This is a genomic window from Ruegeria sp. HKCCA4812, from assembly GCF_013034245.1.
Taxonomy (GTDB): domain Bacteria; phylum Pseudomonadota; class Alphaproteobacteria; order Rhodobacterales; family Rhodobacteraceae; genus Ruegeria.
Map to the genome: position 1 here is coordinate 861482 of NZ_WQFQ01000001.1, position 22453 is coordinate 883934.

The 22453-nt window shown below is 57.6% G+C and carries 27 protein-coding genes and 1 tRNA gene; 17 read left to right on the forward strand and 11 right to left on the reverse strand.

From position 1 onward, the window contains the following. Nucleotides 1-19: 19 nt before the first annotated feature. From GOW04_RS04315 to GOW04_RS04340, 6 genes are all read right to left on the reverse strand, one after another. Entirely contained in the window at nt 20-556 is a 537-nt protein-coding gene (locus GOW04_RS04315) for a GNAT family N-acetyltransferase (protein WP_152457964.1), read from the reverse strand. Further along, on the reverse strand, nt 553-1161 hold the full coding sequence (locus tag GOW04_RS04320; protein WP_171231646.1) for a LysE family translocator: 609 nt from the start codon (nt 1159-1161) through the stop codon (nt 553-555). Before GOW04_RS04320 ends, GOW04_RS04315 begins: the two co-directional genes overlap by 4 nt. A 95-nt stretch (nt 1162-1256) precedes the next feature. Beyond that, nucleotides 1257-1526, reverse strand: a complete 270-nt coding sequence (gene rpmA, locus GOW04_RS04325; protein WP_039535512.1) for a 50S ribosomal protein L27 — start codon at nt 1524-1526, stop codon at nt 1257-1259. A gap of 11 nt (nt 1527-1537) precedes the next feature. Continuing rightward, nucleotides 1538-2149, reverse strand: a complete 612-nt coding sequence (locus tag GOW04_RS04330) for a 50S ribosomal protein L21 (protein ID WP_152457962.1) — start codon at nt 2147-2149, stop codon at nt 1538-1540. Nucleotides 2150-2368: 219 nt separating this feature from the next. Further along, nucleotides 2369-3169 (reverse strand): DUF2059 domain-containing protein, encoded by an 801-nt coding sequence (locus tag GOW04_RS04335; RefSeq protein ID WP_171231647.1) that lies wholly within the window; start codon nt 3167-3169, stop codon nt 2369-2371. Beyond that, nucleotides 3169-4011, reverse strand: a complete 843-nt coding sequence (locus tag GOW04_RS04340; protein WP_171168195.1) for a DUF2059 domain-containing protein — start codon at nt 4009-4011, stop codon at nt 3169-3171. The genes GOW04_RS04335 and GOW04_RS04340 overlap by 1 nt, the downstream gene beginning before the upstream one ends. A 123-nt stretch (nt 4012-4134) precedes the next feature. Between GOW04_RS04340 and GOW04_RS04345 the strand changes: the two genes are divergently transcribed. The 9 genes from GOW04_RS04345 (at nt 4135) to GOW04_RS04385 (ending at nt 12932) form a co-directional block, all read left to right on the forward strand. After that, nucleotides 4135-4224, forward strand: a tRNA-Ser gene (locus GOW04_RS04345). A 260-nt stretch (nt 4225-4484) separates the two neighbouring features. After that, on the forward strand, nt 4485-5042 hold the full coding sequence (locus GOW04_RS04350; protein ID WP_171231648.1) for a hypothetical protein: 558 nt from the start codon (nt 4485-4487) through the stop codon (nt 5040-5042). A gap of 200 nt (nt 5043-5242) precedes the next feature. Next, nucleotides 5243-6271 (forward strand): alcohol dehydrogenase catalytic domain-containing protein, encoded by a 1029-nt coding sequence (locus GOW04_RS04355; RefSeq protein WP_171231649.1) that lies wholly within the window; start codon nt 5243-5245, stop codon nt 6269-6271. A 75-nt stretch (nt 6272-6346) separates the two neighbouring features. Then, a complete protein-coding gene (locus tag GOW04_RS04360; protein WP_171168199.1) occupies nt 6347-7222 on the forward strand; it encodes a branched-chain amino acid ABC transporter permease in 876 nt (291 codons plus the stop codon). A 3-nt stretch (nt 7223-7225) separates the two neighbouring features. Beyond that, nucleotides 7226-8323 carry a branched-chain amino acid ABC transporter permease gene (locus GOW04_RS04365; RefSeq protein WP_171231650.1) on the forward strand — a complete coding sequence of 366 codons (1098 nt, stop codon included), beginning with the start codon at nt 7226-7228 and terminating at the stop codon, nt 8321-8323. Next, nucleotides 8320-9084, forward strand: a complete 765-nt coding sequence (locus GOW04_RS04370) for an ABC transporter ATP-binding protein (RefSeq protein ID WP_171231651.1) — start codon at nt 8320-8322, stop codon at nt 9082-9084. Before GOW04_RS04365 ends, GOW04_RS04370 begins: the two co-directional genes overlap by 4 nt. Further along, on the forward strand, nt 9081-9854 hold the full coding sequence (locus tag GOW04_RS04375; RefSeq protein WP_152457954.1) for an ABC transporter ATP-binding protein: 774 nt from the start codon (nt 9081-9083) through the stop codon (nt 9852-9854). Before GOW04_RS04370 ends, GOW04_RS04375 begins: the two co-directional genes overlap by 4 nt. A 5-nt stretch (nt 9855-9859) precedes the next feature. Next, nucleotides 9860-11746 carry a long-chain fatty acid--CoA ligase gene (locus GOW04_RS04380; protein ID WP_171231652.1) on the forward strand — a complete coding sequence of 629 codons (1887 nt, stop codon included), beginning with the start codon at nt 9860-9862 and terminating at the stop codon, nt 11744-11746. Between the two features lie 25 nt (nt 11747-11771). Continuing rightward, on the forward strand, nt 11772-12932 hold the full coding sequence (locus tag GOW04_RS04385; RefSeq protein WP_152457952.1) for an ABC transporter substrate-binding protein: 1161 nt from the start codon (nt 11772-11774) through the stop codon (nt 12930-12932). A 70-nt stretch (nt 12933-13002) separates the two neighbouring features. Here GOW04_RS04385 and rpsI read toward each other — a convergent pair whose 3' ends face one another. After that, nucleotides 13003-13488 carry a 30S ribosomal protein S9 gene (gene rpsI, locus GOW04_RS04390; protein WP_152457951.1) on the reverse strand — a complete coding sequence of 162 codons (486 nt, stop codon included), beginning with the start codon at nt 13486-13488 and terminating at the stop codon, nt 13003-13005. 6 nt (nt 13489-13494) lie between these two features. After that, nucleotides 13495-13953 carry a 50S ribosomal protein L13 gene (rplM, locus tag GOW04_RS04395; RefSeq protein WP_170354147.1) on the reverse strand — a complete coding sequence of 153 codons (459 nt, stop codon included), beginning with the start codon at nt 13951-13953 and terminating at the stop codon, nt 13495-13497. 243 nt (nt 13954-14196) lie between these two features. On the opposite strand from rplM, the gene GOW04_RS04400 reads away from it, so the two are divergent. Next, nucleotides 14197-14562 carry a nuclear transport factor 2 family protein gene (locus GOW04_RS04400; protein ID WP_171231653.1) on the forward strand — a complete coding sequence of 122 codons (366 nt, stop codon included), beginning with the start codon at nt 14197-14199 and terminating at the stop codon, nt 14560-14562. Between the two features lie 3 nt (nt 14563-14565). Here the strand turns inward: GOW04_RS04400 and GOW04_RS04405 are convergent, their stop codons facing one another. Beyond that, nucleotides 14566-15969 (reverse strand): PLP-dependent aminotransferase family protein, encoded by a 1404-nt coding sequence (locus GOW04_RS04405; protein ID WP_171231654.1) that lies wholly within the window; start codon nt 15967-15969, stop codon nt 14566-14568. A 99-nt stretch (nt 15970-16068) separates the two neighbouring features. Between GOW04_RS04405 and GOW04_RS04410 the strand changes: the two genes are divergently transcribed. Next, a complete protein-coding gene (locus GOW04_RS04410; RefSeq protein ID WP_171115969.1) occupies nt 16069-16296 on the forward strand; it encodes a DUF1127 domain-containing protein in 228 nt (75 codons plus the stop codon). 61 nt (nt 16297-16357) lie between these two features. On the opposite strand, the gene GOW04_RS04415 is transcribed toward GOW04_RS04410, so the two are convergent. Next, complete coding sequence (locus GOW04_RS04415) at nt 16358-16801, reverse strand: PaaI family thioesterase (RefSeq protein ID WP_171115971.1); 444 nt, start codon at nt 16799-16801, stop codon at nt 16358-16360. Between the two features lie 58 nt (nt 16802-16859). Here GOW04_RS04415 and GOW04_RS04420 point away from each other — a divergent pair, with 58 nt between their 5' ends. The 4 genes from GOW04_RS04420 to gluQRS all read left to right on the forward strand — a co-directional run bounded on the left by GOW04_RS04420 (nt 16860) and on the right by gluQRS (nt 20769). Next, on the forward strand, nt 16860-17645 hold the full coding sequence (locus GOW04_RS04420) for an enoyl-CoA hydratase (protein ID WP_171231655.1): 786 nt from the start codon (nt 16860-16862) through the stop codon (nt 17643-17645). Nucleotides 17646-17898: 253 nt separating this feature from the next. Then, on the forward strand, nt 17899-19239 hold the full coding sequence (trmFO, locus tag GOW04_RS04425) for a methylenetetrahydrofolate--tRNA-(uracil(54)-C(5))-methyltransferase (FADH(2)-oxidizing) TrmFO (RefSeq protein ID WP_171231656.1): 1341 nt from the start codon (nt 17899-17901) through the stop codon (nt 19237-19239). A gap of 37 nt (nt 19240-19276) precedes the next feature. Further along, nucleotides 19277-19891, forward strand: a complete 615-nt coding sequence (locus GOW04_RS04430; protein ID WP_171231657.1) for a class I SAM-dependent methyltransferase — start codon at nt 19277-19279, stop codon at nt 19889-19891. Next, nucleotides 19888-20769, forward strand: a complete 882-nt coding sequence (gene gluQRS, locus GOW04_RS04435) for a tRNA glutamyl-Q(34) synthetase GluQRS (protein ID WP_171231658.1) — start codon at nt 19888-19890, stop codon at nt 20767-20769. The genes GOW04_RS04430 and gluQRS overlap by 4 nt, the downstream gene beginning before the upstream one ends. Nucleotides 20770-20779: 10 nt before the next feature. Here the strand turns inward: gluQRS and hisI are convergent, their stop codons facing one another. Then, nucleotides 20780-21169, reverse strand: coding sequence for a phosphoribosyl-AMP cyclohydrolase (gene hisI, locus GOW04_RS04440; RefSeq protein ID WP_171228735.1), 390 nt, complete (start codon nt 21167-21169; stop codon nt 20780-20782). 48 nt (nt 21170-21217) lie between these two features. Here hisI and GOW04_RS04445 point away from each other — a divergent pair, with 48 nt between their 5' ends. After that, on the forward strand, nt 21218-21670 hold the full coding sequence (locus GOW04_RS04445) for an iron-sulfur cluster assembly scaffold protein (RefSeq protein ID WP_171231659.1): 453 nt from the start codon (nt 21218-21220) through the stop codon (nt 21668-21670). A gap of 59 nt (nt 21671-21729) precedes the next feature. Then, nucleotides 21730-22368 (forward strand): MarC family protein, encoded by a 639-nt coding sequence (locus GOW04_RS04450; protein ID WP_152457939.1) that lies wholly within the window; start codon nt 21730-21732, stop codon nt 22366-22368. Nucleotides 22369-22453: the final 85 nt, after the last annotated feature.

Genomic DNA, 22453 nt, shown 5'->3' on the forward strand with positions numbered 1-22453 from the left:
AGGCCCCATCGGCCACAAGTCAGAGTTTTTTACTGTATGTCCAGGTGGGCACATTCGCATCACGCGCCACCGAATAGCTTTCTGCATCGCCAAGATACTGGAACCCGCAATGAGTCAGGACCCGCGCCGAGGCCGGATTGTCCTGAAACACGCTGGCAAACATCGTCGCGTTTTTCAGCGGGTTGGCATTTACCAGCGCTTCGACAGCCATCGACGCAATGCCGGTGTTCCAGTAGATCGGCGCCACCCAATAGCCCACTTCGGACTGGTTCCGATCCAGCCGCTTCAGCGTGATCAGACCGATCAGTTCCGGACCGCCGTCCTTGGTGGCATCCATGACCCAGACGTCCTCGTCCCGGTCCTCGGCCATCGAGCGCGTCACAAAGGCCTCGGTCGAGCCGGGGGCCAAAGGATGCGCGATACTCGTCGTCATGCGCGCCACACGCTCATCACCGGCATAGTGCTCGATCAGCCCCATATCCGACCGACGCAGAGGGCGCAGATCGAACCGCTCGGTTTCTATGACCGGCTGATTTATTATTGTTTCAAGTTTCATGGGTGTGTTCCTCCTCCGAACAACACGAAAAGTACGGACGCAACCGTAAGGCCTGCCAACGTCCACATCAGATATTTTTCAACGGGTCGTCCTTCAACCGCATGGGCAATTCTATCGCCCGCAAAAGTCCAGATCGGATGAAGGATCACCTGGCAAAACAACAAACACAGAGCAATCGTAACCGTCGCTTCGAAACTGGGGGTGCCCACAGCCACAAACCCGGTGAACCCGGCAATGATCATGGCCCAGGCCTTGGGGTTGAGCGGATGGACAATCAGCCCGGCCAGAAAGCCGGGGGCGTTCCCTTCAGCCTGTTGTCGCGACAAACGCGTGTTGGCGATCTTCCACGCCAGCCAAAAAATATAGGCCGCTGACGCGTATTTAAGCACCGTAAACACCGCGGGTGCCTGATCCGCGAGATGCAGCAATCCAAAGCCGACCGGCCAAATGATCAACTGCTTCCCAAGGATAACACCCCCGACAAAAGGCAACGCGGCGCGAAATCCAAAACGCGCACCAGTACCCAGCAGGACCATGTTGGCCGGTCCCGGCGTGCCGACCTGGCTGGCGGCAAAGATCAGGAAACTGGTGGTTGCAACTGTCATCGGTTTGTTTGATCACGACTGCGTTAAAACGAAAAAGGGACCGGCACTTTGTGCCGGTCCCCCATGAATTTTTCTTAAACCTTCTGGGTTTCGGCTTACTCTGCGGCCTCCGCCACTGGCAGGACCGAAATGAAGGTGCGGTTTTTGAGCCCCTTGTGGAACTTCACGGCACCATCAGTAGTTGCAAAGATGGTGTGATCTTTGCCCATACCGACGCCTTCGCCCGGCCAGAACTTGGTGCCGCGCTGACGCACGATGATGTTGCCTGCGATGGCAGCCTGGCCACCATACAGTTTCACGCCAAGGCGACGACCCGCTGAGTCGCGGCCGTTACGGGAGGAACCGCCAGCTTTTTTATGTGCCATTCTCTCTCTCCTTAGCCTTTGGCCAGCTCTTTGGCCTGCTCAACCCATTCGGGTTTCACTTTGACCGTTTCGATAGCAGCAATCTGCTCGTCCGACAAGGCGGCCAGAGCGGCAAAGCTCTCGATACCGGCTTCGGCAAGCTTCTTGGCAGCGGCAGGGCCGACGCCGTTCAGCTTGGTCAGATCGTCCGCAGCAGCAGCGGCAGGTGCCTCTGCCTTGGCTTCGGCTTTCTTGGCAGGCTTTGCAGCAGGTGCCGCTTCGCCAGCCGGAGCCGAACCGGTTGCAGCCTTGATGCCCGACTTGTCAGCGCCCGACGACAGGATGTCGGTGATCTTGACCAGTGTCAGCTTCTGACGGTGGCCAACGGTACGCTTCGAGCTGTGCTTACGACGACGCTTGACGAACTTGATGACCTTGTCACCTTTGATCTGTTCGATAACTTCGGCCTGAACGCCCGCGCCTTCGATGAACGGTGCGCCAACGACCGGAGCGTCGCCACCCAGCATCAGAACATCGTTGAATTGAACTTTTTCACCTGCGTCGGCAGCCAGCTTTTCAACGCGGAGGATATCACCCGCCTGAACCTTGTACTGCTTGCCGCCAGTCTTGAGGACCGCAAACATGCGTCTTTCCTTTGTCTAACCGCGTTCTGTGGTCCCCTTCCGGGAGTTTCCGGCTCCAAGACACTTGAAAGCCACCTCGAACAGCGCGCCCTTTTCGGGCTGTGTGAATGACCATCAGGACATCCCAAGGGTCAAATAATAACGATACCCGGCACGGAAAACCGGCCGGGATGCGCGCTTATCCATAGATCGCCGGGAAAAGTCAACACCAAAGCGTCGTCAGAGATCAGACGCCCTGAGTGTCTGTGCGACCGCCCGCCCCAACCGGAAAGAGATATCGTTGAACATGCGGTCAAAGCCGTCGAACAGCGCCTCATTCAGGGCGCGCCCGGTTTCGGTTCTGGAGAACGCAATATTCTCACGCATCTGGGTCTCGTCCAACGGCCGATAGGCCATCAGAAGAAAGGAATAAAGCCACGCCTCGGTTTCCGCTGCGCGGCTTTCTTTCTGTGACAGAAGTTCGGCCAGCAATTCCTGATCGTCGCCTTGCGCGTCGACATCAAGACCCTGAAAGAAGCTGTAGTCGGAACTCAGCGCCCCATGAACGTTCTTTTCGACAAGGTCATTTGCCTGGATGTACTCATCGACCAACTCGAAACGAGTCGAATCGCGCTCAACGGACTCGTAAGCTTCGCGGGCCATGTCCTCGATGGCCGGGTCCGACATCGCCTGCCGGGCCGAGTTTTCCAGCGACACGATCGTCTGACCAAGATCGCTTTCGAAAAACAGGATCGCCTGATCAAGCTGCGCAACGGACAGACCCGCCTCAAAGGCATCCGTCAGGAATTTCTGCATCCAGACCGGTTCGTAAATGTCTTTGACCTGCGCTTCAAAATACGCGCCGCCGGTATTGTCCAACAGCGTTTCGTCAAGTTCCTCGCGGTGCCCTTGACCTTCCTGTACGAGAATTTCCATCACATGCGACAAGTGCATGGCCTGCGCCAGCCGGTCGACCCTTTGATCGGCCAGCAATTGAGCGCCCCACAGAACAAACGCAATCGCCAGAAAAACGCGGTGCATCAAATATCCTGCGCGGGATGCAGTTCGGCCATTCGGGCCGCAAGTACTTCGAACCGCATGGCCATGATTTCGTATTGGATCGCGTTCAGCAGTTCATACACTTCCTGCATCAGGGGTTGTTCCAGCGCCTCGACATACGAGTCGACATCCGCATCGGAAAAGTCCTGATAGGTATACGCTGCCCCCGCAAGGCTGGACAGTTGCAGCGACTGGCGCATACCGGCTTCGTTCCGCTTCATCAGCGCACGCAATTCATCCGCATCAAGTTGCAGGTCAATGACACCTGATGCGCTGGCTGCCAGAAGAAAACGCACCTGAATTTCTTGCAGGGCCCGCACTGCGGTACCGGTCGAATCGATCGCCTTGTTCATACGCTTGAAACTTTCGACCCGTTGCGATCCGTCCTTGATCAAGTCTGCGATGATTTTTTGGCCTTCCAGCTGCTTGGCCTCATCGTCCTCGAGCATATGCGAGGCGTTCTCGGCCTCTACCAAGCGCTGACCCAGATCCGATGCATAAAAGTCAACCGCGTGTGTCAGAGCCTCATCACTCAGGGTTTGTTCGAGGATGGAAACCGCGGTCTCGTGCATGGCGCCGACGTCAAAGACTTCGTCTGCCAGACGCGTCCAGTCCGATCCGAAGCCATCGGGATCAATCCCCAGCATCTGGGGGGCAGACCTCGAGCTCAGCGCGATGCTTTCCAGGGCAACGTCAAACCCGGTCGTGGTCAGAAAGGCCTCTATCCGATCACGGCTGGCGGCGGAAAGTTCCAACGGGATCAGAACAAGCGCAAAGAGCGGGGCCAGAAACCAAAAGGCGGAGCGGCGTACAAACTGTATCATGGATATCAGACTAGGAGTTTTGCGCTGGCAGGCAACGGAAAATCCCGGGTTTCTTCAATTCCCGAATTTTCTGCTTGCACCCCTGCCCGTTCCTCACTAAATCCCCCCCTCACAGACCCCCGCGGAGAGGTGCCGGAGTGGTCGAACGGGGCGGTCTCGAAAACCGTTGTGGGTGCAAGCCCACCCAGGGTTCGAATCCCTGTCTCTCCGCCACTATCCCAACGCAGGCTCAATGCTGCCTTTTAGCCCACAAGAAGCGCCCGAAAATTGGTTGCGTCTGCGGGCCATTCCCGGCGGATCGCCGCCAAAACAGGGCGCGACATCTTTGTGCAGGCGTGTTCTTGCCGCGTTTCAAAGGACAATGAGCATAGCCCGGCTTATACGCTATTCTGCTGAGAATTATCGGGAATTCCCCTTTGTAACTGAGTTATTTTTAGAGCATCCCGGCGACACAATTTCCAAAGGAGACACACATGTCGCGTACTGTTATTCTTGCCATCGTCATCGCCGCAATTGGCGCTGGCGGATACTATTACCTGAATCAACCCGAACCCACACCCGCCGAGCGTTTGGAAACCGCGGCAGAAGAAGCCGCCGAAGCGGTGACAGACGCAGCTTCATCCGTACAGGACGCTGCCTCTGACGCTGTCGATGCCGCGACCGAACAAGCTGCCGAAGCAGCTTCGTCGCTGACGGACCAAGCGACAGAAGCGGCGTCATCGGTTGCAGATCAGGCAAGCGAAGCCGCGTCATCGGTGGCGGATCAGGCCTCTGATGCTGCTCAGGAGGCCAGCGATCAGGTGGCCGCGCTGGCCGGTCAAGGGCAGGAGTTGCTGAACTCATGGATTCAGGAAGGCAAGCTGGACCCGACCAACTTCGACTATGATGGCATTATGACATCCCTTCAGGACAGCACTCTGGCCACCGATCTGAAAGATCAGGCGATCAAAATTGTGAATGATATCAAGGATTCGCCTGAAACGATCGTTCAGAAAATTCAGGAACTGACCAACCTGCTGACCCAACAGTAAAGTGTTGAAGGCCGATCCACGGGTCGGCCTTTGCCCCGGGGCGCATCTGCGCTGCCCCTACGTTACGGTGTCGTTGAATTGACCTCCTGCGCGGCTTTTGATTGGCTGTGCCTGACAAAAAGCCCGCGCCCTGCCCGACTGGTCTGACGCTTTTCGGACAAGGGGCGCGCTTTGATTCAGCCAAACTGGAGGATCAACCGATGACCGACCTGCCACAGACTATGTTCGCCGCAATCCTAAAGCATGACGGGTATTCCGGTACGGCGACCGGACCAGCCATTGAAAACGCCGCCGACTGGTTGGAAGAAGCCGAAGTTCCCACGCCGGAACCCGGCCCGGGCCAGGTGCTGATCCGTTTGCGCGCGGCTTCGGTCAATCCGTCCGATCTGCATTTCATCAAGGGTGAATACGGGCAGCCGAGGGTCAAGGGATCCCCCGCCGGCTTTGAAGGATGCGGAGACGTCGTGGCCGCCGGCAAGGGCGCCGAGGCCCTGCAAGGGCAACGCGTCGCGTTCGTCGCCGCCGGATCGGGGGCCTGGGCGGAGTATGTCGTCACGCAGATGCAGATGTGCATCCCTCTGCGCCCTGATATCTCGGACGATGACGGGGCCGCCCAGATCGTCAATCCAATGACGGCGATGGCCATGGTGGATATGGCCAAGGCCGACGGCGATGCCTTCGTCGTATCAGCCGCGACCAGCCAGTTGGGCAAACTGATGTGCAGCCTTGGTCAGGACCTGGGTTTGAAGCCAATCGCTTTGGTGCGTCGGGCCGAGACCGCAGAGATGTTGAAAGACCTTGGCGCGGCCGAAGTGCTTGTGACAACCGACGAAGGCATTGTCGCAAAGTTTGCGGATCTGAGCGCGCAGCTGAAACCGCGCGTGTTTCTGGATGCCGTGACGGACCAATTGTCCGAACAATTGTTCTGTGCCATGCCCAACCGGGCGCGCTGGATCAGTTATGGCAAGCTGTCTACCGAGGCGCCGACGCTGACTCAGACAGGGCAGTTGATTTTCATGGGAAAGCGGATCGAAGGGTTCTGGCTGACAAGCTGGATGATGTCGACCCCGCCCGCCGATCAGATGCGAGTTGTGGCCGAGGTTCAGGCCCGGTTTGCAGACGGGCGCTGGAAAACGGATGTTTCTGAACACCTTACACTCAGAAATCTTGTACCAAACCTGGCTGATGCGCTGAAAAAGAGTGACGGCAAGGTGATAATAACGCCATAGTAGAACAAACCCGCGTCACCGGAGGATGCGCGCGGGCGGAACGCGACACCGGCAAACCGGTCGAGGGAGGACAGTTTGGATAACGCGCAGCTGCTGATCAGCGGACTGGCAAACGGGTGTGTCTATGGCCTGATCGCGCTTGGCTTTGTTCTGATCTACAAGGCGACCGAAGCGGTAAATTTCGCGCAGGGCGATTTCATGATGCTGGGGGCCTTTGTCACCATCGGCCTGACCAATACCGAATATATGGGCCTGCCGTTCTGGCTGGCCCTGCCGATCTCGCTGGGGATCATGGGGGCATTGGGATATCTTCTGGATCGCCTGATCATCCGTCGCCTGTTTGGCGAAAGTCAGACCGCCGTCGTTATCCTGACCATCGCACTGGGCTTCGTGATCCGTTTCGTGGCCGGATTGATCTGGGGGCACGAACCGCAAACGCTGCAAAACCCGCTTGCGGGGAAAGAGCTGCGCTTTGGCGGCCTTGTGCTGGGCCTGGAGGATGTCGCCGTGATCGTCGTCACCATCCTGCTGACATGGGGCCTTTACGTCTTTTTCAACCGTTCCAAGCTCGGGCTGGCGATGCAGGGGGCGTCGCAAAACCAGCTGGCGGCGTATTACATGGGTGTGCCTGTCAAGCGGGTTCAGGGGTTCATCTGGGCGCTGGCCGGGATCGTGGCGGGGATTGCAGGCATTCTGTTCGCCGCCAAGGGCGCCGTGGATCCGACAACGGGATTGCTGGGCATCAAGGCATTTGCCGCCGCCGTCATCGGCGGGTTCGGAAGCCTGCCCGGGGCGCTGGCCGGTGGTCTTGTCGTCGGGGTGATCGAGCCTTTCGCCAGCCGCTATATCGCGGCGGGTTACAGCCAGATCGCGCCATACGCCCTGCTGCTTGCCGTGCTGATCTTTCGCCCCAACGGGTTGTTCAGTCAGGTTCGGGTCAAAAAGGTCTGAGCCATGCGGATCATCTTCAAAACTGATTACATGCAGGATATCCGCCCGTGGAAAGACCGTTACCAGCTTGTCCTGTATCTGATCCTTCTGACGGTGGTTGCCGCAGCCCCCTGGTGGCTGGATGAGTTCTATCTGGGCGAGCTGACAAACGTGCTGATCTGGGCCATTGCCGGATTGGGTCTGATGGTCCTGACCGGGCATACAGGTCAAGTCAGTCTGGGCCACGCAGCCTTTCTGGCTTTTGGCTGCTATGCCAACGTTGCCCTGATTGAAGCCGGGGTGCCCTTCCTTCTCGCTTTTCCGCTGGCCGGCATCCTGACGGGGATCGCGGGCGTGACCGTTGCGATCCCTGCCCTGCGCCTGCATGGCATCTATCTGGCCATCTTCACCATGGCTCTTTCGATCCTGATGGACGACATCATCGTTCTGTCCGAACCCATCACTGGCGGCGTTGCGGGCAAATATGTCGGCGGGGTCGAAATCTTCGGCCATCTGGTGGACCGCTGGGGAACGCCCGATCAGTTTTTCTGGCTGGTCCTGACCGTCACCGTGCTGGTCACACTGGGATATATCAACCTGCTGCGCGCGCCTTTGGGGCGCAGCTTCATCGCGGTGCGCGACTCTGAGGTTTCGGCCCAGGCCATGGGCATCGACATCGCGCGGACAAAGATGATCTCATTCGCGTTGTCCTGCGCGGTGACGGGCTGGGCCGGGGCACTGATGGGGTTGTTCGCCGGAGCGTTCAACAACGAAACCTTCAGTGTTCTGATCTCGATCCAACTGCTTATGATGATCGTCATCGGCGGGCTGGGATCGATCCATGGCGCATTTCTGGGCGCGATCGTGATCGGGTTCCTGCCGCAGTTTCTGTCGATCTCAAAAGAATATGCCGGTGCCCTGTTCGGCGGCAATACAGTCGCCATTCCGGGGTTGGAGTTCGGCATCTTCGGCATGATCCTGATCGCCTTCATCCTGTTCGAACCCATGGGCATCTATGGCCGCTGGCTGAAAATCCGCACGTGGTTCGAGCTGTTCCCCTTCTATCGAAAAGACATGTTCAAACGGCAGAAATCCTATCTCAAGACGGAGCGTCTGAGATGAGCTTGCTGGAGTTCGAAAATGTCACCCTCAAGTTCGGCGGCCTGACGGCGGTGGATGACCTGTCATTCGACGTTCGGGAAGGTGAAGTCTTTGCCATCGTCGGTCCAAACGGTGCGGGCAAGTCCACTGTTTTCAACCTGATTTCCCGGTTCTACGATCCCGTTGACGGGGCGATCCGGTATGACGGTCATGATCTGCTTCGGGTCAAATCGTCCGGTGTCGCCGCTTATGGCGTGGCGCGGACATTTCAGAACATCGAGCTGTTCGAACACGCAACCGTTCTGCAAAACCTGCTGGTCGGACGCCACCGCCACCGCAGGACAAACTTGATTTCCGAGATTCTGTTCACCCCGTCGGCAAAGCGACAGGAACTGGAAAACCGCGATAAAGTCGAACGGATCATCGACTTTCTCGACCTGCAAGCCTATCGCGACAAGATGATATCGGGGCTGCCCTACGGCGTGCGCAAAGTGGTCGAAGTTGCACGGGCTTTGGCAACTGACCCAAAACTCTTGCTGCTGGATGAGCCGGCCTCGGGGTTGTCCGTGGAAGAAACAACGGACATGCGTTGGTGGATCGATGATATCCGACGGCAGATGGGCATCACCGTTTTGATGGTAGAACATGACATGGGCCTGGTCTCGGGCGTGTCAGACCGGGTTCTGGCCATGGCAGACGGCGCAAAACTGGCGCTTGGGACCCCGGCCGAAGTTCAATCGCACCCGGCAGTGATCGAAGCCTATCTTGGGAAGGCTTCATGAGCGCGCCAATCCTGAAAATCCGAAATGTCGAAAGCTTTTATGGCCCGATCATGGCCATTCGCGGTGTTTCGCTGGACGTTCACGAAGGTACGATTGTTTCGATCCTTGGCGCAAACGGTGCCGGCAAGACGACGTTGATGAAAACCGTCTCGGGGGTGATGGACCCGGAAAAAGGCACGATCACCTTTGATGGAGACGACATTCAGGGGGCCGAGCCGCATACCGTCGTCCAGCGCGGGATCGTGCATGTACCCGAAGGGCGCGAGGTGTTTCCCCTGCTCACCGTCGATGAAAACCTGAGCCTCGGCGCGTATACCCGAACGGACAAAGTGCAGATCGACCAGGATCGCGAGCTTGTTTTCAGTTACTTTCCCGTTCTGAAAGATCGTCGCACGCAAGAGGCCGGCACCCTTTCGGGCGGGCAGCAACAAATGCTGGCAATCGGACGGGGGCTGATGGCCCGTCCCCGCATCATGCTGCTGGATGAGCCGTCGCTGGGTCTGTCACCGCTTTTGGTGCAGGAAATATTCGCCATTCTGAAACGTCTGAACGAAGAACAGCATATGACGATGCTGCTGGTCGAACAGAACGCCAATGCGGCGTTGCGGCTGGCGCATCATGGATACGTGATGGAGGTAGGCCGCATCGTCATGGACGGCGCTGCGGATACGTTGCTGAAATCCGAAGACATCCAGAACTTCTATCTTGGCGTGCAGGAAGAAGGCGCACGCGAAAGCCGCCGTTGGAAACGCAAGAAGACGTGGAGGTAAGCAAGATGGATGCCACGCCCCTCGCCTCGCAGGTCAAGATCAACGGCGTTGAACTGAATGCAACCCCCGGACAACGCCCGTTGCGCGTAGATGGGTGCACCACCATCAGCATGCTGTTTCAACACCGTTGCGCGGAACTGGGGGATCGTACAGCCCATCGCGAAAAGGATTTGGGCATCTGGAAGTCATATTCCTGGGCCGACTACTGGCAGCACGCCAAGTGGATCGGGCTTGCCCTGCGCAAGCTGGGCCTGGAACGCGGTGACGTTGTTTCGATCCTGTCCGAGGACCGCAAGGAATGGATGTGGTTCGATATGGGCATTCAGTGCGTCGGGGGCATTTCTTCCGGCGTCTACACCACGGATTCGGCCAATCAACTGCAATATCTGGTCAACGACAGTGGCAGCAAGTTCCTCATCGTCGAGGACGAAGAGCATCTGGACAAGTTTCTGGAAGTCGAAAATCAAGTTCCGGATCTGATCAAGGTGATCATTCTGGAAGACGAAGGCTTGCATGACCTGACCCATCCGCGCTGCATGATGATCGGCGATCTTTACGCTTTGGGCCAGCAGGCCGAACAGGAAGATCCGGGACGGTTCGAAGCCGAAATCGCATTGGCCAAACCTCAGGATACAGCATTGCTGGTTTACACATCCGGCACCACCGGCCAGCCCAAGGGTGCGATGTTAAGCCATGAAAACATCCTGGCCGGCATCGAGGCCGGTGCCTGGTCATTGCCAACGCAGGCCAGTGACGAACAACTGTGCTTTCTTCCCCTCTGCCATATCCTGGAACGCGACGTATCCGTCTATTTCCCACTGGCCGCCCGCTGCACCGTGAATTTCGCGGAAAGCCCCGAGACGGTCTTTGCAAATCTGCAAGAGGTCTCGCCTTCGACCTTCACGGCGGTGCCAAGAGTTTGGGAAAAGATCTATGCGCATGTGCAAATCCTGGCGCAGGATACAACGCCGTTGGGTCGAATGGCATACGGTCTTGCCCTGAAGGCCGGCGCACGGCGGGCCGATTACGTGAGTTCGGGAAAACCCGTTCCCGCCGCCATCGCGGCCCGGTTCTGGTTTTGGGATCAGTTGGTTCTGAAGAATCTGCGCCGGATGCTGGGCTTGGACAAGCTGCGCCGGGGTGGCACGGGTGCTGCGCCTATCTCGGCGGATTTGTTGAAATGGTACTGGGCCATCGGTGTGCCGATCGTCGAGGGCTTCGGCATGACCGAAACGTCCGGCCTTGCCACACTCAACACCGTGGAAAGCAACAGGATCGGAACCATCGGCAAGGTCGTCCCGGGGTGCGATATCCGCATCTCGGATGAAGGTGAAATTCAGCTCAAAGGCATGAACATCTTTCAAGGCTATTGGCACAACAACGCCAAGACGGCGGAAAGCTTTACCGCCGATGGCTGGCTGCGCACCGGCGATATGGGGCGTATCGACAAGGACGGGTTCGTTACCATCACCGGCAGGTTGAAGGACATCATCATCACCGCCGGTGGCAAGAACATCACCCCGGCCGAAATCGAAAGCCGGCTGAAGTTCAGCCATTACATCTCGGACGCGGTGATCATCGGCGACCGGCGCAAATACCTCACGGCGCTGATCATGATCGATCAGGAAAATGTCGAAAAATATGCGCAGGACCAGAAAATCCCTTTCTCGAACTTTGCCTCGCTTTGCGCCGCGGCCGAAGTCAAGGAGCTGATCGGCGCCGAAGTGGCCGCGGTGAACAAGGAATTCGCACAGGTCGAACAGATCAAGGATTTTCGCCTGATCGACGTTCTGCTGACCGCCGAGGATGATGAGCTTACCGCCACGATGAAGCTGAAACGCGGCCTGGTCGAAAAGAAACACGGACATCTGATTGAAGACATGTACACTTAGCCAAAGAGTTTTCGGGAGGAGAAAGATGAAGAAGTCATTCAAATGGCTGGCCGCCGCCACGGCGTTGACCGCCTCGGCAAGCATCGGTTGGGCTCAGACGCAGGGCGTGACGGATGATGAGATTGTCATCGGGTCCGTCAACGACCTGAGCGGCATCTTTGCCGCGGTGGGTGTCCCGGCGACCAAAGGTGCGAATGTGGTATTCGACCGGGTGAACGAAGCCGGTGGCATACACGGGCGCAAAATCCGCTATGTGGTCGAGGACAACGGATACCAGATGCCGCGTGCGATGCAGGGCTACAACAAACTGCTGAACCGCGACAAGGTGTTCGCCATGCTGCAATCGCTTGGCACGCCGATGAACATGGCCGGGTTCAAGCTGTTGGACCCCAAGGGCATTCCCAACGTGGCACCTCTGACCGCTGCGCGTCAGATGTTGCAAGAGCCGATGCGGAACAAGTTCACGTCTTTCTCGACCTACTATGATCAGGCGCGTGTCGGTGTGAAATATCTGGCCGGCGAATTTGGATCAAAGACGGTTTGCACCATGTATCTTCCGACAGATTTCGGCGAGGAAATTCTTGAAGGCAGCAAGGCCGGCGCCGAAGAAGCCGGGATCGCTTTTGGATCTGAAACGACCCACAAACCGGATGAGACGGATTTTGTCGGGTCGCTCAGCAAGCTCAAGGAAGAAGGCTGCGATATCGTCACCATGGCGCTTGGCGTGCGGCAGGCGATCACCGTAGTTGGCACCGCCAAGAAGATGGGCCTGACGGACATGAAGTTCCTCGGGACTTCGGCCAGTTTCCTGACTGTCGTGGCGCAGGTTCCCGGTGGGGTGACTGACGGGTTCTATGCAGCAGCCTCGTGGCAGGATCTTTGGGCGCGTGCGGACCAACCTGCCCCGGCGGCATTTATCGAAGAATACAAGGCCGCAACAGGCGAAGATCCGGTTGGATTTGCCATGTTGGGCTATTCCGCGGCCGAAATGATGGTCAAGGCGCTTGAGGCCGCGGGCCCTGACCTGACGCATGACAGCTTTATCGAAGCGATGGAGTCACTGGACTATCAGGATGACCTGGTCGGCAATCACATCACCTATGGTCCTGACGACCATCAGGGCGCGGATACGGTTTTCGTCAATGTCGTTGAAAACGGCGCGTGGAAGCTCGTCTACGAAGAATAAGATTTCCCGCAAAACAATGCAAAAGGGCTCGCAATTGCGAGCCCTTTCTTTGTTGGGTTTTCCCGGCGAATTAACGCTTGGAGAACTGGAACGAACGGCGGGCTTTGCGCTTACCGAATTTCTTACGTTCCACAACGCGGCTGTCGCGGGTCAGGAAGCCAGCGGCTTTCAGGGCGCCGCGCAGGTTGGGATCGTACAGTTGCAGCGCTTTCGAGATGCCGTGCTTGACCGCACCGGCCTGACCGGTCAGGCCACCACCTTTGACGGTGGCGACAACGTCGAACTCGCCTTCGACACCAGCAACCTGGAACGGCTGGCGCAGGATCAGTTGCAGAACGGGGCGTGCAAAATAGACGTCCTGATCCTTGCCGTTCACGGTGACCTTGCCGGAACCCGGCTTGATCCAAACGCGGGCAACAGCGTCTTTACGCTTGCCGGTGGCATAGGAACGGCCCAGCTCGTCACGTACGGGTTCACGCACGATGACTTCTTCGGCCACGGTTTCAACGCCTGCGACGGCGCTCAGCTCTTCGAGAGTATTGATCTGATCAGCCATCGGTCATTAGCTCCGGGTGTTTTTCTTGTTCATGGACTTGACGTCCAGAACTTCGGGCGCTTGCGCCTCGTGGGGATGCTCGGCACCAGCATAAACGCGCAGGTTGGTCATCTGCTTGCGAGCCAAGCGGTTGCCCGGCAGCATGCGCTTGACCGCCTGGGTCACGACGCGCTCGGGGTGTGCACCTTCCAGGATCTGCTGTTTGGTGCGCGACTTGATGCCGCCCGGGTGGCCAGTGTGCCAGTAGAAGTTTTCTTCGCGCTTCTTGCCGGTCATCTGGATCTTGTCAGCGTTGATCACGATGACGTTGTCGCCCATGTCCATGTTCGGGGTGAACGACGCTTTGTGCTTGCCACGCAGACGCATGGCGACGATCGACGCAAGACGGCCCAGAACAACGCCCTCGGCGTCGATCAGGATCCATTTCTTGTCGATGTCTGCAGGTGTTGCAGAAAAGGTTTTCATGGCAGGATAGTCCTGTTTGATGTGAAAGACCGCCCCAAGCGAGGCGGCCCGAATTCGATGGATGCGTATCTAGACACCCATGATCGCCACGTCAAGCGACCAAACGCCATTTAAAATGTCTTAAAACAATGACTTATTAAATAGGTATTATTTTACCCCATGTCGTCAGCACGGAAATCGCCCCAATTTCGACACTCTGATACACTCGGTTGGAATTGATCATGCTCAACCACGGAGGGTCGCATGCAGGAATTGATGCGCACGATTGAAAACTATGGCGCGGCCTGGCAGGAAGAGTCCGCCGAAAAACGGCTTGCGCTTCTGACCCAGTGCTTTGCGGAAAACGGTCGGTACGTGGATCCGACAGCCGATGTTTCAGGCCGAGAGCAGTTGAGTGCACATATCGGCGAAGTCCTATTGACTTCGAATGGGCGTGTCCAAATCACCAGCAGTCCGGTGTCGCACCATGATGTCGTCCACTTCACGTGGCATATGGTGGCCCCCGACGGCGCAATCATGGTGGCCGGGCATGATTTCATTCGATTGGACGAGGACGGAAAAATTGCCCATCTGGCCGGATTTTTTGGCGACCCGCCGCCGCTGAGTTGAATGCTAGACGCTGATCTGTTCAGGCGGATTGTCCAGCAAAGCGCGCAACCTCAGCATTGCGTCCTCGAACCGTTCCAACGAAACGTGGCCATTCATTGCGATGCGTACGGCGTTTGGGGCGCGCCCGTCGCGCAGGGCGAACTCATCCGCTGATCTGAGTTGAATGCCTTCCCGCTCTGCCGCGCGGCTGAACGCGGCAGACCGCCACCCCGATGGCAGGTTCAGCCAGATAAAAGGCACATCCGGTGCCCAGTTCAGATCGAAACCACCCAGCGCATTGACGGTGATCCGAACATAATCGCCCATCCGTTTGCGCACATCCTGGGCAATCTGGCGGGTACGCGGATCCGACAGCAGCAGCCGGGTCAGTTCGGCCAAGGGTTGAGCCAGGCCAAAATACCCATATTCGGCCGATCGGCGCAGATCGGCGCTGCGATCCTTTGGGGCAATGGCAAAGCCAACGCGCAAAGCCGGTGTGAGTATCTTTGAAATGGACGACACGTGCCAGCCCCGCTCGGGGGCGAGCGCACGATAACTGGGTTCACGCGCCTCTCCCATGCGATAGCAATCGTCTTCCACGATCTGAAGGTCGAAGCGCCGGGCGACGTCCACGACCTCTTTCCTGCGTGCCAGCGGCGTGTGGATGCCGGTGGGGTTCTGAACTTCTGGCGAGACGCAAACGGCCTGAGCATTGGTTTGCCGCAAGACATGCTCCATCGACGCCGGATCGATGCCCCATTTGTCCATCTTGACGCCAATGACTTCGGCGCGCATCAACTCTCCGGCCCGACGAAACCCGGCGTAAGAGAGGTCCTCAACCAACACGATTGGTTTGGGTCCGCGCAGGATGGTCTGGAACACCAGACACAATCCGTTCTGACCGCCATGGGTCAAGACGATGTCATCATGGGTCAGCGGGCCCAGCGGCAAATCCGACAGCCAATCCACGACCGATTGCCTCATGGGTATATAGGCGTCCCGCGTGGGGTAATTCAGAAACAGCCCGGGATCAGCTTGCGAAACCTTTTGCAGGCATTCCCGGATAAGCGCGACCTGCCCCGCATCCGGCAAACGCGGGCTGAACAGGCTGACATTGGCGTTGTACTTGTCTTCCCTCAGATGCAGTTGCCTGGCCCAGACATCATCTAGAATCGGTGATTTCGGCGGGGCCACAAATGTACCACGCCCAACTTCGGCGTGGAGCAAGCCCTCGTCGGTCAGGATCGTATAGGCACGTGCGACTGTACCAGGTGTGATTTGCAGGCGATACGCCAGTTCACGAACCGGCGGAAGCTTGGCGCCAACATCTAGTTTCTTGTCACCAATGGCTTTTCTTATTGCGTCAGCAACCAATGTATATTTCGGACCCTTGGATTTTGGCAGAGCCTCCGGCCAAATTGTATCCATTACAATTCTTCCTTTGCCTTTGACACAATTTCGAATGTATCAAATCTTTGTACCAAGCAATACTGTTTTGTGTCAATACAATTTGAAAGGAATTCCGAGATGACACGCACAATGCACACCACCGCCCTTCTGCTGCTGAACGACAGCCCACGGCTGCCTCTGCTCGCGGCTCTGGCCGTGCGGTTTGCGGCGGCGGTCACTCAATGGGAACGCCGTCGCCGCAGTCGCGTCAATCTGAGCTATCTGGATGACCGTCTGCTTCAGGACGTCGGGCTGACCCGCCATCAGGCTGGCCGGGAAACAAAGCGCTTTTTCTGGCAGCCCTGACTGATCCCCAGTCCCAATTATTGGGACCTCTTCCTGGGCCGGGGCCTGTCCCCGGCCTTTTTTATCCGAAATTCGCGGCAGCGGACCCTGCTGGCGGCAGGGAATAGGTCATCGTTGCCCGTGCAACCGGAAGATCACTGCCTTCCGAGTATAAAAGCACATCCCCAACGGCCAGTGTTTTTCCCAGCTTCAACAAACGACAGGCCGCAATCATATCGGCGCCGCCTTCCGGCTTGCGCAGGAAATCAAAAGAACTGTTGGTGGTAACAGCCAGTGACTGGCGCCCTTTCCGTGCCAGAACCATCGCATAGACACTGACATCGGCAAGCCCGAACATCGACGGGCCGGAAACCGTGCCCCCGGGACGCAGATGTTGATCCTGAACCACAAGGCGCATGGTGATCGAGTCTTCGGTCAAATCTTCAACGACGAAATCCTTGTGCACCTGCGGGAACACCTCTTTGAGGTATTGTGACAGTTCGTCCCGATTCATTGCCAAAGCCATACTTCCCCTCCTGCTCTTGCCGACCTAGAGTTGGCCCAACTTGGGAACGGAGGGCAAGATGGCAATTCTGGAACGTTACGACACGGGCGCGGTGGCACGGCTGACACTGAACGCCCCGGACCGGCTGAACGCACTGAGTGATGAGATGCTGGCTGCGCTGCAAGCCGAACTTGATGCGCTGCGCGACGACGGCTCGATCCGGGCCGTGGTCCTGTCGGGGGCGGGAAAGGCATTTTGCGCCGGGCATGACCTGAAGCAGATGACGGCCGGACGCCAATCCGAAGATGGCGGCAAGGCCTACTTTCAAGATCTCTTTTCCCGTTGCGCCCGGATGATGATGTCGATCCAGTCCCTGCCGCAACCCGTTATCGCGCAAGTCCATGGCATTGCGACCGCCGCCGGGTGTCAGCTGGTTGCAACCTGCGACATGGCGGTGGCCGCGGAAGGTACACGGTTTGGCGTCAACGGGGTCAATATCGGCCTGTTCTGTTCCACGCCGATGGTGGCTCTCAGCCGCAACATCCCCAGAAAGCAGGCCTTTGAAATGCTGACCACCGGCGAGTTCATCTCAGCGGAACGCGCCGCTGATCTGGGCTTGGTAAACCGTGTCGTTCCTGAAGAGGCGCTGGAACAAGAAGCCAACGGGCTGGCGGAACTGGTCGCATCCAAGCTTGGCGTGGCCGTGAAGATCGGCAAGGAAGCGTTCTATCAACAGCTGCAAATGCCTTTGGATCAGGCTTATGCCTATACCGGAGACGCAATGGCGCAGAATATGTTGTACCGCGATACAGAAGAAGGCATTTCCGCCTTTATTGAAAAGCGCCCCCCGAATTGGACCCAATGACGCAATTGTTTTGAACATTTTTTGCCACTGTTTTCATTTTAGCACTTTCCAAAAGGGCAACTCTGTGGCAAAGCTGGGTCGAGGCTAAGGCCTCAGTACACTTTTGGGTCGCCGTGGGCGGAAGGTCCCTCCAGCTGGTCTCTCTCACCAGCGCTGACATTCCCGCAGCGGCGACCCCAAGACCCCTCCACCAGATCAGTCACAAAAAATACGGCAGTTGCGCCTGTCTGTGCGGTGCCCTATGTGGCTGCACATGACACAAGTTTTGCATATCGTGGGCGGTGGAATGGCCGGGTCCGAAGCGGCCTGGCAAGCCGCTGAAATGGGCGTTGACGTGATCATTCATGAAATGCGTCCCACCGTTGGCACCTTCGCACATCAGACGGGAAACCTGGCGGAAATGGTGTGTTCGAACTCGTTCCGATCGGATGATGATGAACAGAATGCCGTCGGTCTGCTGCACTGGGAAATGCGGGCAGCCTATGGGCTGATCATGAGAACCGCCGACGCACACAGGCTCCCTGCCGGCGGGGCTCTGGCCGTGGATCGCGACCCGTTTGCCGAGGCGGTCACCGCAAAACTCCGCGCCCACCCACGCGTGAGCGTCACCGATCAGGAAGTCACCTCGCTGCCTGATGACGGCCATTGGATATTTGCGACCGGCCCGTTGACCTCACCCGCATTGGGAGAAGCCATCCGGGCGGAAACGGGATCGGACGCGCTGGCCTTCTTCGATGCAATCGCACCCATTGTCTATGCCGACAGCATCGACATGAGCAAAGCGTGGATGCAATCCCGGTATGACAAAGGAGAGACCGAGGAAGAACGCACGGCTTACCTGAACTGCCCGATGGACCGTGATCAATACGAGGCTTTCATCGACGCCCTTCTGGCAGCGGACAAAACCGAGTTTCACGAAGGTGAGACCGCAGGCTATTTTGATGGCTGCCTTCCCATTGAAGTCATGGCCGAACGCGGGCGCGAGACACTGCGCCATGGTCCGATGAAGCCGGTTGGGCTGACAAACCCCCATGCGCCTGACGTCAAACCCCATGCCGTGGTTCAGTTGCGGCGCGATAACGCGTTGGGCACATTGTTCAACATCGTGGGGTTTCAGACCAAGATGAAATACGGCGCCCAGACCGACGTGTTCCGCATGATCCCCGGCCTGGAAAACGCCAGCTTTGCCCGGCTGGGCGGCATCCACCGCAACACGTTCATCAACTCTCCCACCCTGCTCGATGCACAGATGCGCTTGAAATCCAAGCCCAACATCCGCTTTGCCGGCCAGATTACGGGCGTCGAAGGCTATGTTGAAAGCGCCGCGATGGGATTGCTTGCCGGTCGCATGGCCGCCGCGGAAATACTGGGGCGTGACTTGCCCGAAGTACCCAAAGACAGTGCAATGGGTGCGTTGATCCATCACATTACCGGCGGGGCCGAAGCCAAGACGTTTCAGCCGATGAACGTAAACTTTGGCCTGTTCCGCCCTGTGGACGGCCTGAAAGGCGGGCGGCGCGGCCGGAAAGACCGGTACAAGGCCTATACCGATCGCGCCAAGACAGAATGGCAAACCTGGTTGGATCAATGCTAACTGGACGCGCGGCGTGATCTCGGCCTAGCATGACGGGATGAGCGACAAGTTCCTGGACAGCACCTACAATCTCGACACGCCCGAAAACACTGAAACGCATTATCAGAACTGGGCCGCGACCTACGAAAAAGAGGTCGCGGAACAGGGATATGCAACCCCGGGACGGGTGGCCGCGGCTTTGTGGCAATTCCACCCTCACCCCCAAACGCTAATTCTGGACTTCGGCTGCGGAACGGGGCTTTCCGGTCTCGCCTTGCGGGCGGCGGGATTTGAGATCATCGATGGCATCGACCCCACCCCCAAAATGCTGGAAGAGGCAGAGGCCAAGGGTGTTTACCGAAGTTTGACCGGGTTTGACATCACCAAACCGGCCCCGCTCAGGCGCGGCGCGTATTCGGTGATCACCGCCATCGGTGTCATCGGTCAGGGCGCGGCCCCGCCCGAGACATTCGACCAGTTGATGCACACCTTGCCCAAAGGTGGGTTGCTGGCGTTTTCCCTGAACGATCATGCGCTGAAAGATCACAAATTCACCTGCCGAGTGACGGATTGGGTCGACATGGGAGCCGCACGTTTGCTATTTCGTGAACACGGGCCGCACTTGCCCGGCATCAACCTTAACTCTGACGTGTATGTATTAGAAAAAACGTGACTTTCGTAACGCGCTTCGCGCCATCCCCGACTGGCCCGCTTCACCTTGGTCACGCCTATTCTGCGATGATCGCCAGCGACATGGCCAGATCCGAACAAGGCCGGTTCTTGCTGCGCATCGAAGATATCGATCGGTCCCGCTCGCGTCCGCATTGGGAGGATCAGATCTATGATGACCTCAATTGGTTGGGGCTGACATGGCCGGAACCGGTGCTGCGTCAATCAGATCGGCTGAGTATCTATGATCGCGCGTTGGAGCGGTTGTGGATGAAGGGTTTTCTGTATCCCTGCCTGTGCAATCGCAAAGATATTGCCGCCGCCGCAAGCGCGCCCCAGGAAGGCGCGCCATTGCTTGGGCCAGACGGAATTATCTATCCCGGAACGTGCCGAAAAATTAACCAGGGCATAGACTTAAATCAAAAACCTCACCCAAAGGACCAGGTGTTGCGACTGGATGTTGCCAAGGCCTGTCAAACAATCCACGATCCGGCCAGATTCCAATTCTTGGAACTGGGCTCCGGCCCCGGTGGCGAATCAGGAACAATTGCTTTCACCCCGGATGAGATGGAAACCAGTGTCGGCGATATCGTTCTGGCCCGCCGCGACATGGGCACGTCCTACCATTTGTCCGTCGTTCTTGACGACGCGGCCCAGGGGATCACCCATGTGGTCCGAGGTCAGGATCTGTTCGAAGCCACACGCATCCATGTGCTGCTTCAGGTGCTGTTGGATTTGCCGACGCCTGCGTATTACCACCACGATCTGATCCGCGATGACGCCGGCAAACGACTGGCGAAACGCGACGATGCGCGTGCCATCGCGAAATACCGGGCCGATGGTGCCAGCCCGGCAGACATCCGGCATATGGTGGGGCTTTGATCTGGCTCGGTTACTCCATCGGGGCCATCAGTTCGGTCTCGGCCCCGTCCCGCACCGCAGTATAAAAGCACGTCCGGCGGTTGGTGTGACAGGCAGCACCGGTTTGACGCACCAGAACCAACAGGCAATCGCGGTCACAGTCGATGCGGAAATCCACCAGTTCCTGCACATGGCCCGAGGTTTCGCCCTTGATCCAGAAAGACTGGCGCGAGCGCGACCAATAGGTCACCCTACCCGTTTCCAGCGTCTTTTCAATGGCCTGTGCGTTCATCCATGCCATCATCAGCACTTCGCCCGACACCTCATCCTGCGCAATTGCCGGAATCAGTCCCGCCTCGTTATATTTCAGAGTCGATGGATCAAACGCGACGGGGTGAGACATGACAAAAACCTTTTGCATCCGCTGGGTTGGTCACTATGTATGAGGAACACACGACGAGGGAAAGCCATGAGCGGCGAGAACGACCTGATCAAGCTGTATTCTGGACGCATTCTGGCGTTGGCGGCGGACATCCCGCATCTGGACCGTTTAGAAAACCCGGATGCAACGGTCAAGAAACGCGCGCCTCTTTGCGGCTCTACCGTGACGGTTGATTTGAAGGTTCAGGATGGACGTGTCAGCGCCTTCGGGCAGGATGTCAAAGCCTGCGCGCTGGGACAGGCGTCTGCTTCGGTGGTTGGCGACGCGATCATTGGTGCCACGCGCGCGCAGGTCGAAGCAGCGCGCGATCAGCTTGCTGCGATGTTGAAAAAGGATGGCCCCGCCCCGGACGCGCCCTTTGACGGTCTTGAGGTCCTGATGCCGGCGCGGGACTACAAAAACCGCCACGCGTCAATACTGCTGGCACTGGACGCCACTGCGGAAGCCATGGCGCAGGCCGAACAGGCAGATTGCGCCTGATCATAGCTATTTGATGTAAACCCGTTTACCTTCCGCTTAAATTTAAGGAGGGATGGGTTTTGGAAAATCTACTCGAGCATTTTGTAACTCTTTGGGTCGTGATTGACCCGATTGGTACAATTCCCGTTTTCATTGCCGTCACTGCGGGGCTAGAGGCCGCCGCGCGTCGCAAAACAGCTTTGTTGGCATCGATAATAAGCGCCGGCGTCCTTTTGTTCTTTCTCGTGTTTGGGCAATTGCTGATCGAAGCGCTGGATATAGGACTGAATTCATTTCAAGTCGCAGGCGGCATCATCCTGTTTCTGTTCGCTCTGACCATGATCTTTGGCGAAAGCAAACAAGACATAGAACAGCGTCAGGCCGAAGAGGATCAGGAAGATAAGTATCACAAGCAGAATCCCGCGATATTTCCTCTTGCGGTTCCGTCTCTGGCCTCGCCCGGCGCGATGCTTGCAGTGGTGATCCTGACGGACAACCATAGATACAGTGCAGCCGATCAGGGGATTACCGCATTGGTCATGCTGTCGGTTTTAGTAGTTGCCTTCGTTCTCATGCTTCTGGCCGAACCGATCATCCGCCTGATTGGCCATTCAGGAGCAGCGATCATCAGCCGTATCATGGGGATGATCCTAGCCTCGGTCGCGGTTAACTCGGTCCTGTCCGCATTGCTTGAGATTTTCAAAACCGGCCAGTTGTAAAAAAACCGCCGCACCTTCCGGGCGAAAGGGCGGCGGCAGGCATTGCGTGTCTCGCGTGGGGTCCGGAGTACCGCACGGGGCCGAG

Bases quoted from the DNA above. Each gene is read 5' to 3' on its own strand.
- GOW04_RS04315 (WP_152457964.1), bottom strand. From the start codon at position 556: ATGAAACTTGAAACAATAATAAATCAGCCGGTCATAGAAACCGAGCGG.
- GOW04_RS04320 (WP_171231646.1), bottom strand. From the start codon at position 1,161: ATGACAGTTGCAACCACCAGTTTCCTGATCTTTGCCGCCAGCCAGGTC.
- rpmA (WP_039535512.1), bottom strand. From the start codon at position 1,526: ATGGCACATAAAAAAGCTGGCGGTTCCTCCCGTAACGGCCGCGACTCA.
- GOW04_RS04330 (WP_152457962.1), bottom strand. From the start codon at position 2,149: ATGTTTGCGGTCCTCAAGACTGGCGGCAAGCAGTACAAGGTTCAGGCG.
- GOW04_RS04335 (WP_171231647.1), bottom strand. From the start codon at position 3,169: ATGCACCGCGTTTTTCTGGCGATTGCGTTTGTTCTGTGGGGCGCTCAA.
- GOW04_RS04340 (WP_171168195.1), bottom strand. From the start codon at position 4,011: ATGATACAGTTTGTACGCCGCTCCGCCTTTTGGTTTCTGGCCCCGCTC.
- GOW04_RS04350 (WP_171231648.1), top strand. From the start codon at position 4,485: ATGTCGCGTACTGTTATTCTTGCCATCGTCATCGCCGCAATTGGCGCT.
- GOW04_RS04355 (WP_171231649.1), top strand. From the start codon at position 5,243: ATGACCGACCTGCCACAGACTATGTTCGCCGCAATCCTAAAGCATGAC.
- GOW04_RS04365 (WP_171231650.1), top strand. From the start codon at position 7,226: ATGCGGATCATCTTCAAAACTGATTACATGCAGGATATCCGCCCGTGG.
- GOW04_RS04370 (WP_171231651.1), top strand. From the start codon at position 8,320: ATGAGCTTGCTGGAGTTCGAAAATGTCACCCTCAAGTTCGGCGGCCTG.
- GOW04_RS04375 (WP_152457954.1), top strand. From the start codon at position 9,081: ATGAGCGCGCCAATCCTGAAAATCCGAAATGTCGAAAGCTTTTATGGC.
- GOW04_RS04380 (WP_171231652.1), top strand. From the start codon at position 9,860: ATGGATGCCACGCCCCTCGCCTCGCAGGTCAAGATCAACGGCGTTGAA.
- GOW04_RS04385 (WP_152457952.1), top strand. From the start codon at position 11,772: ATGAAGAAGTCATTCAAATGGCTGGCCGCCGCCACGGCGTTGACCGCC.
- rpsI (WP_152457951.1), bottom strand. From the start codon at position 13,488: ATGGCTGATCAGATCAATACTCTCGAAGAGCTGAGCGCCGTCGCAGGC.
- rplM (WP_170354147.1), bottom strand. From the start codon at position 13,953: ATGAAAACCTTTTCTGCAACACCTGCAGACATCGACAAGAAATGGATC.
- GOW04_RS04400 (WP_171231653.1), top strand. From the start codon at position 14,197: ATGCAGGAATTGATGCGCACGATTGAAAACTATGGCGCGGCCTGGCAG.
- GOW04_RS04405 (WP_171231654.1), bottom strand. From the start codon at position 15,969: ATGGATACAATTTGGCCGGAGGCTCTGCCAAAATCCAAGGGTCCGAAA.
- GOW04_RS04410 (WP_171115969.1), top strand. From the start codon at position 16,069: ATGACACGCACAATGCACACCACCGCCCTTCTGCTGCTGAACGACAGC.
- GOW04_RS04415 (WP_171115971.1), bottom strand. From the start codon at position 16,801: ATGGCTTTGGCAATGAATCGGGACGAACTGTCACAATACCTCAAAGAG.
- GOW04_RS04420 (WP_171231655.1), top strand. From the start codon at position 16,860: ATGGCAATTCTGGAACGTTACGACACGGGCGCGGTGGCACGGCTGACA.
- trmFO (WP_171231656.1), top strand. From the start codon at position 17,899: ATGACACAAGTTTTGCATATCGTGGGCGGTGGAATGGCCGGGTCCGAA.
- GOW04_RS04430 (WP_171231657.1), top strand. From the start codon at position 19,277: ATGAGCGACAAGTTCCTGGACAGCACCTACAATCTCGACACGCCCGAA.
- hisI (WP_171228735.1), bottom strand. From the start codon at position 21,169: ATGCAAAAGGTTTTTGTCATGTCTCACCCCGTCGCGTTTGATCCATCG.
- GOW04_RS04445 (WP_171231659.1), top strand. From the start codon at position 21,218: ATGAGCGGCGAGAACGACCTGATCAAGCTGTATTCTGGACGCATTCTG.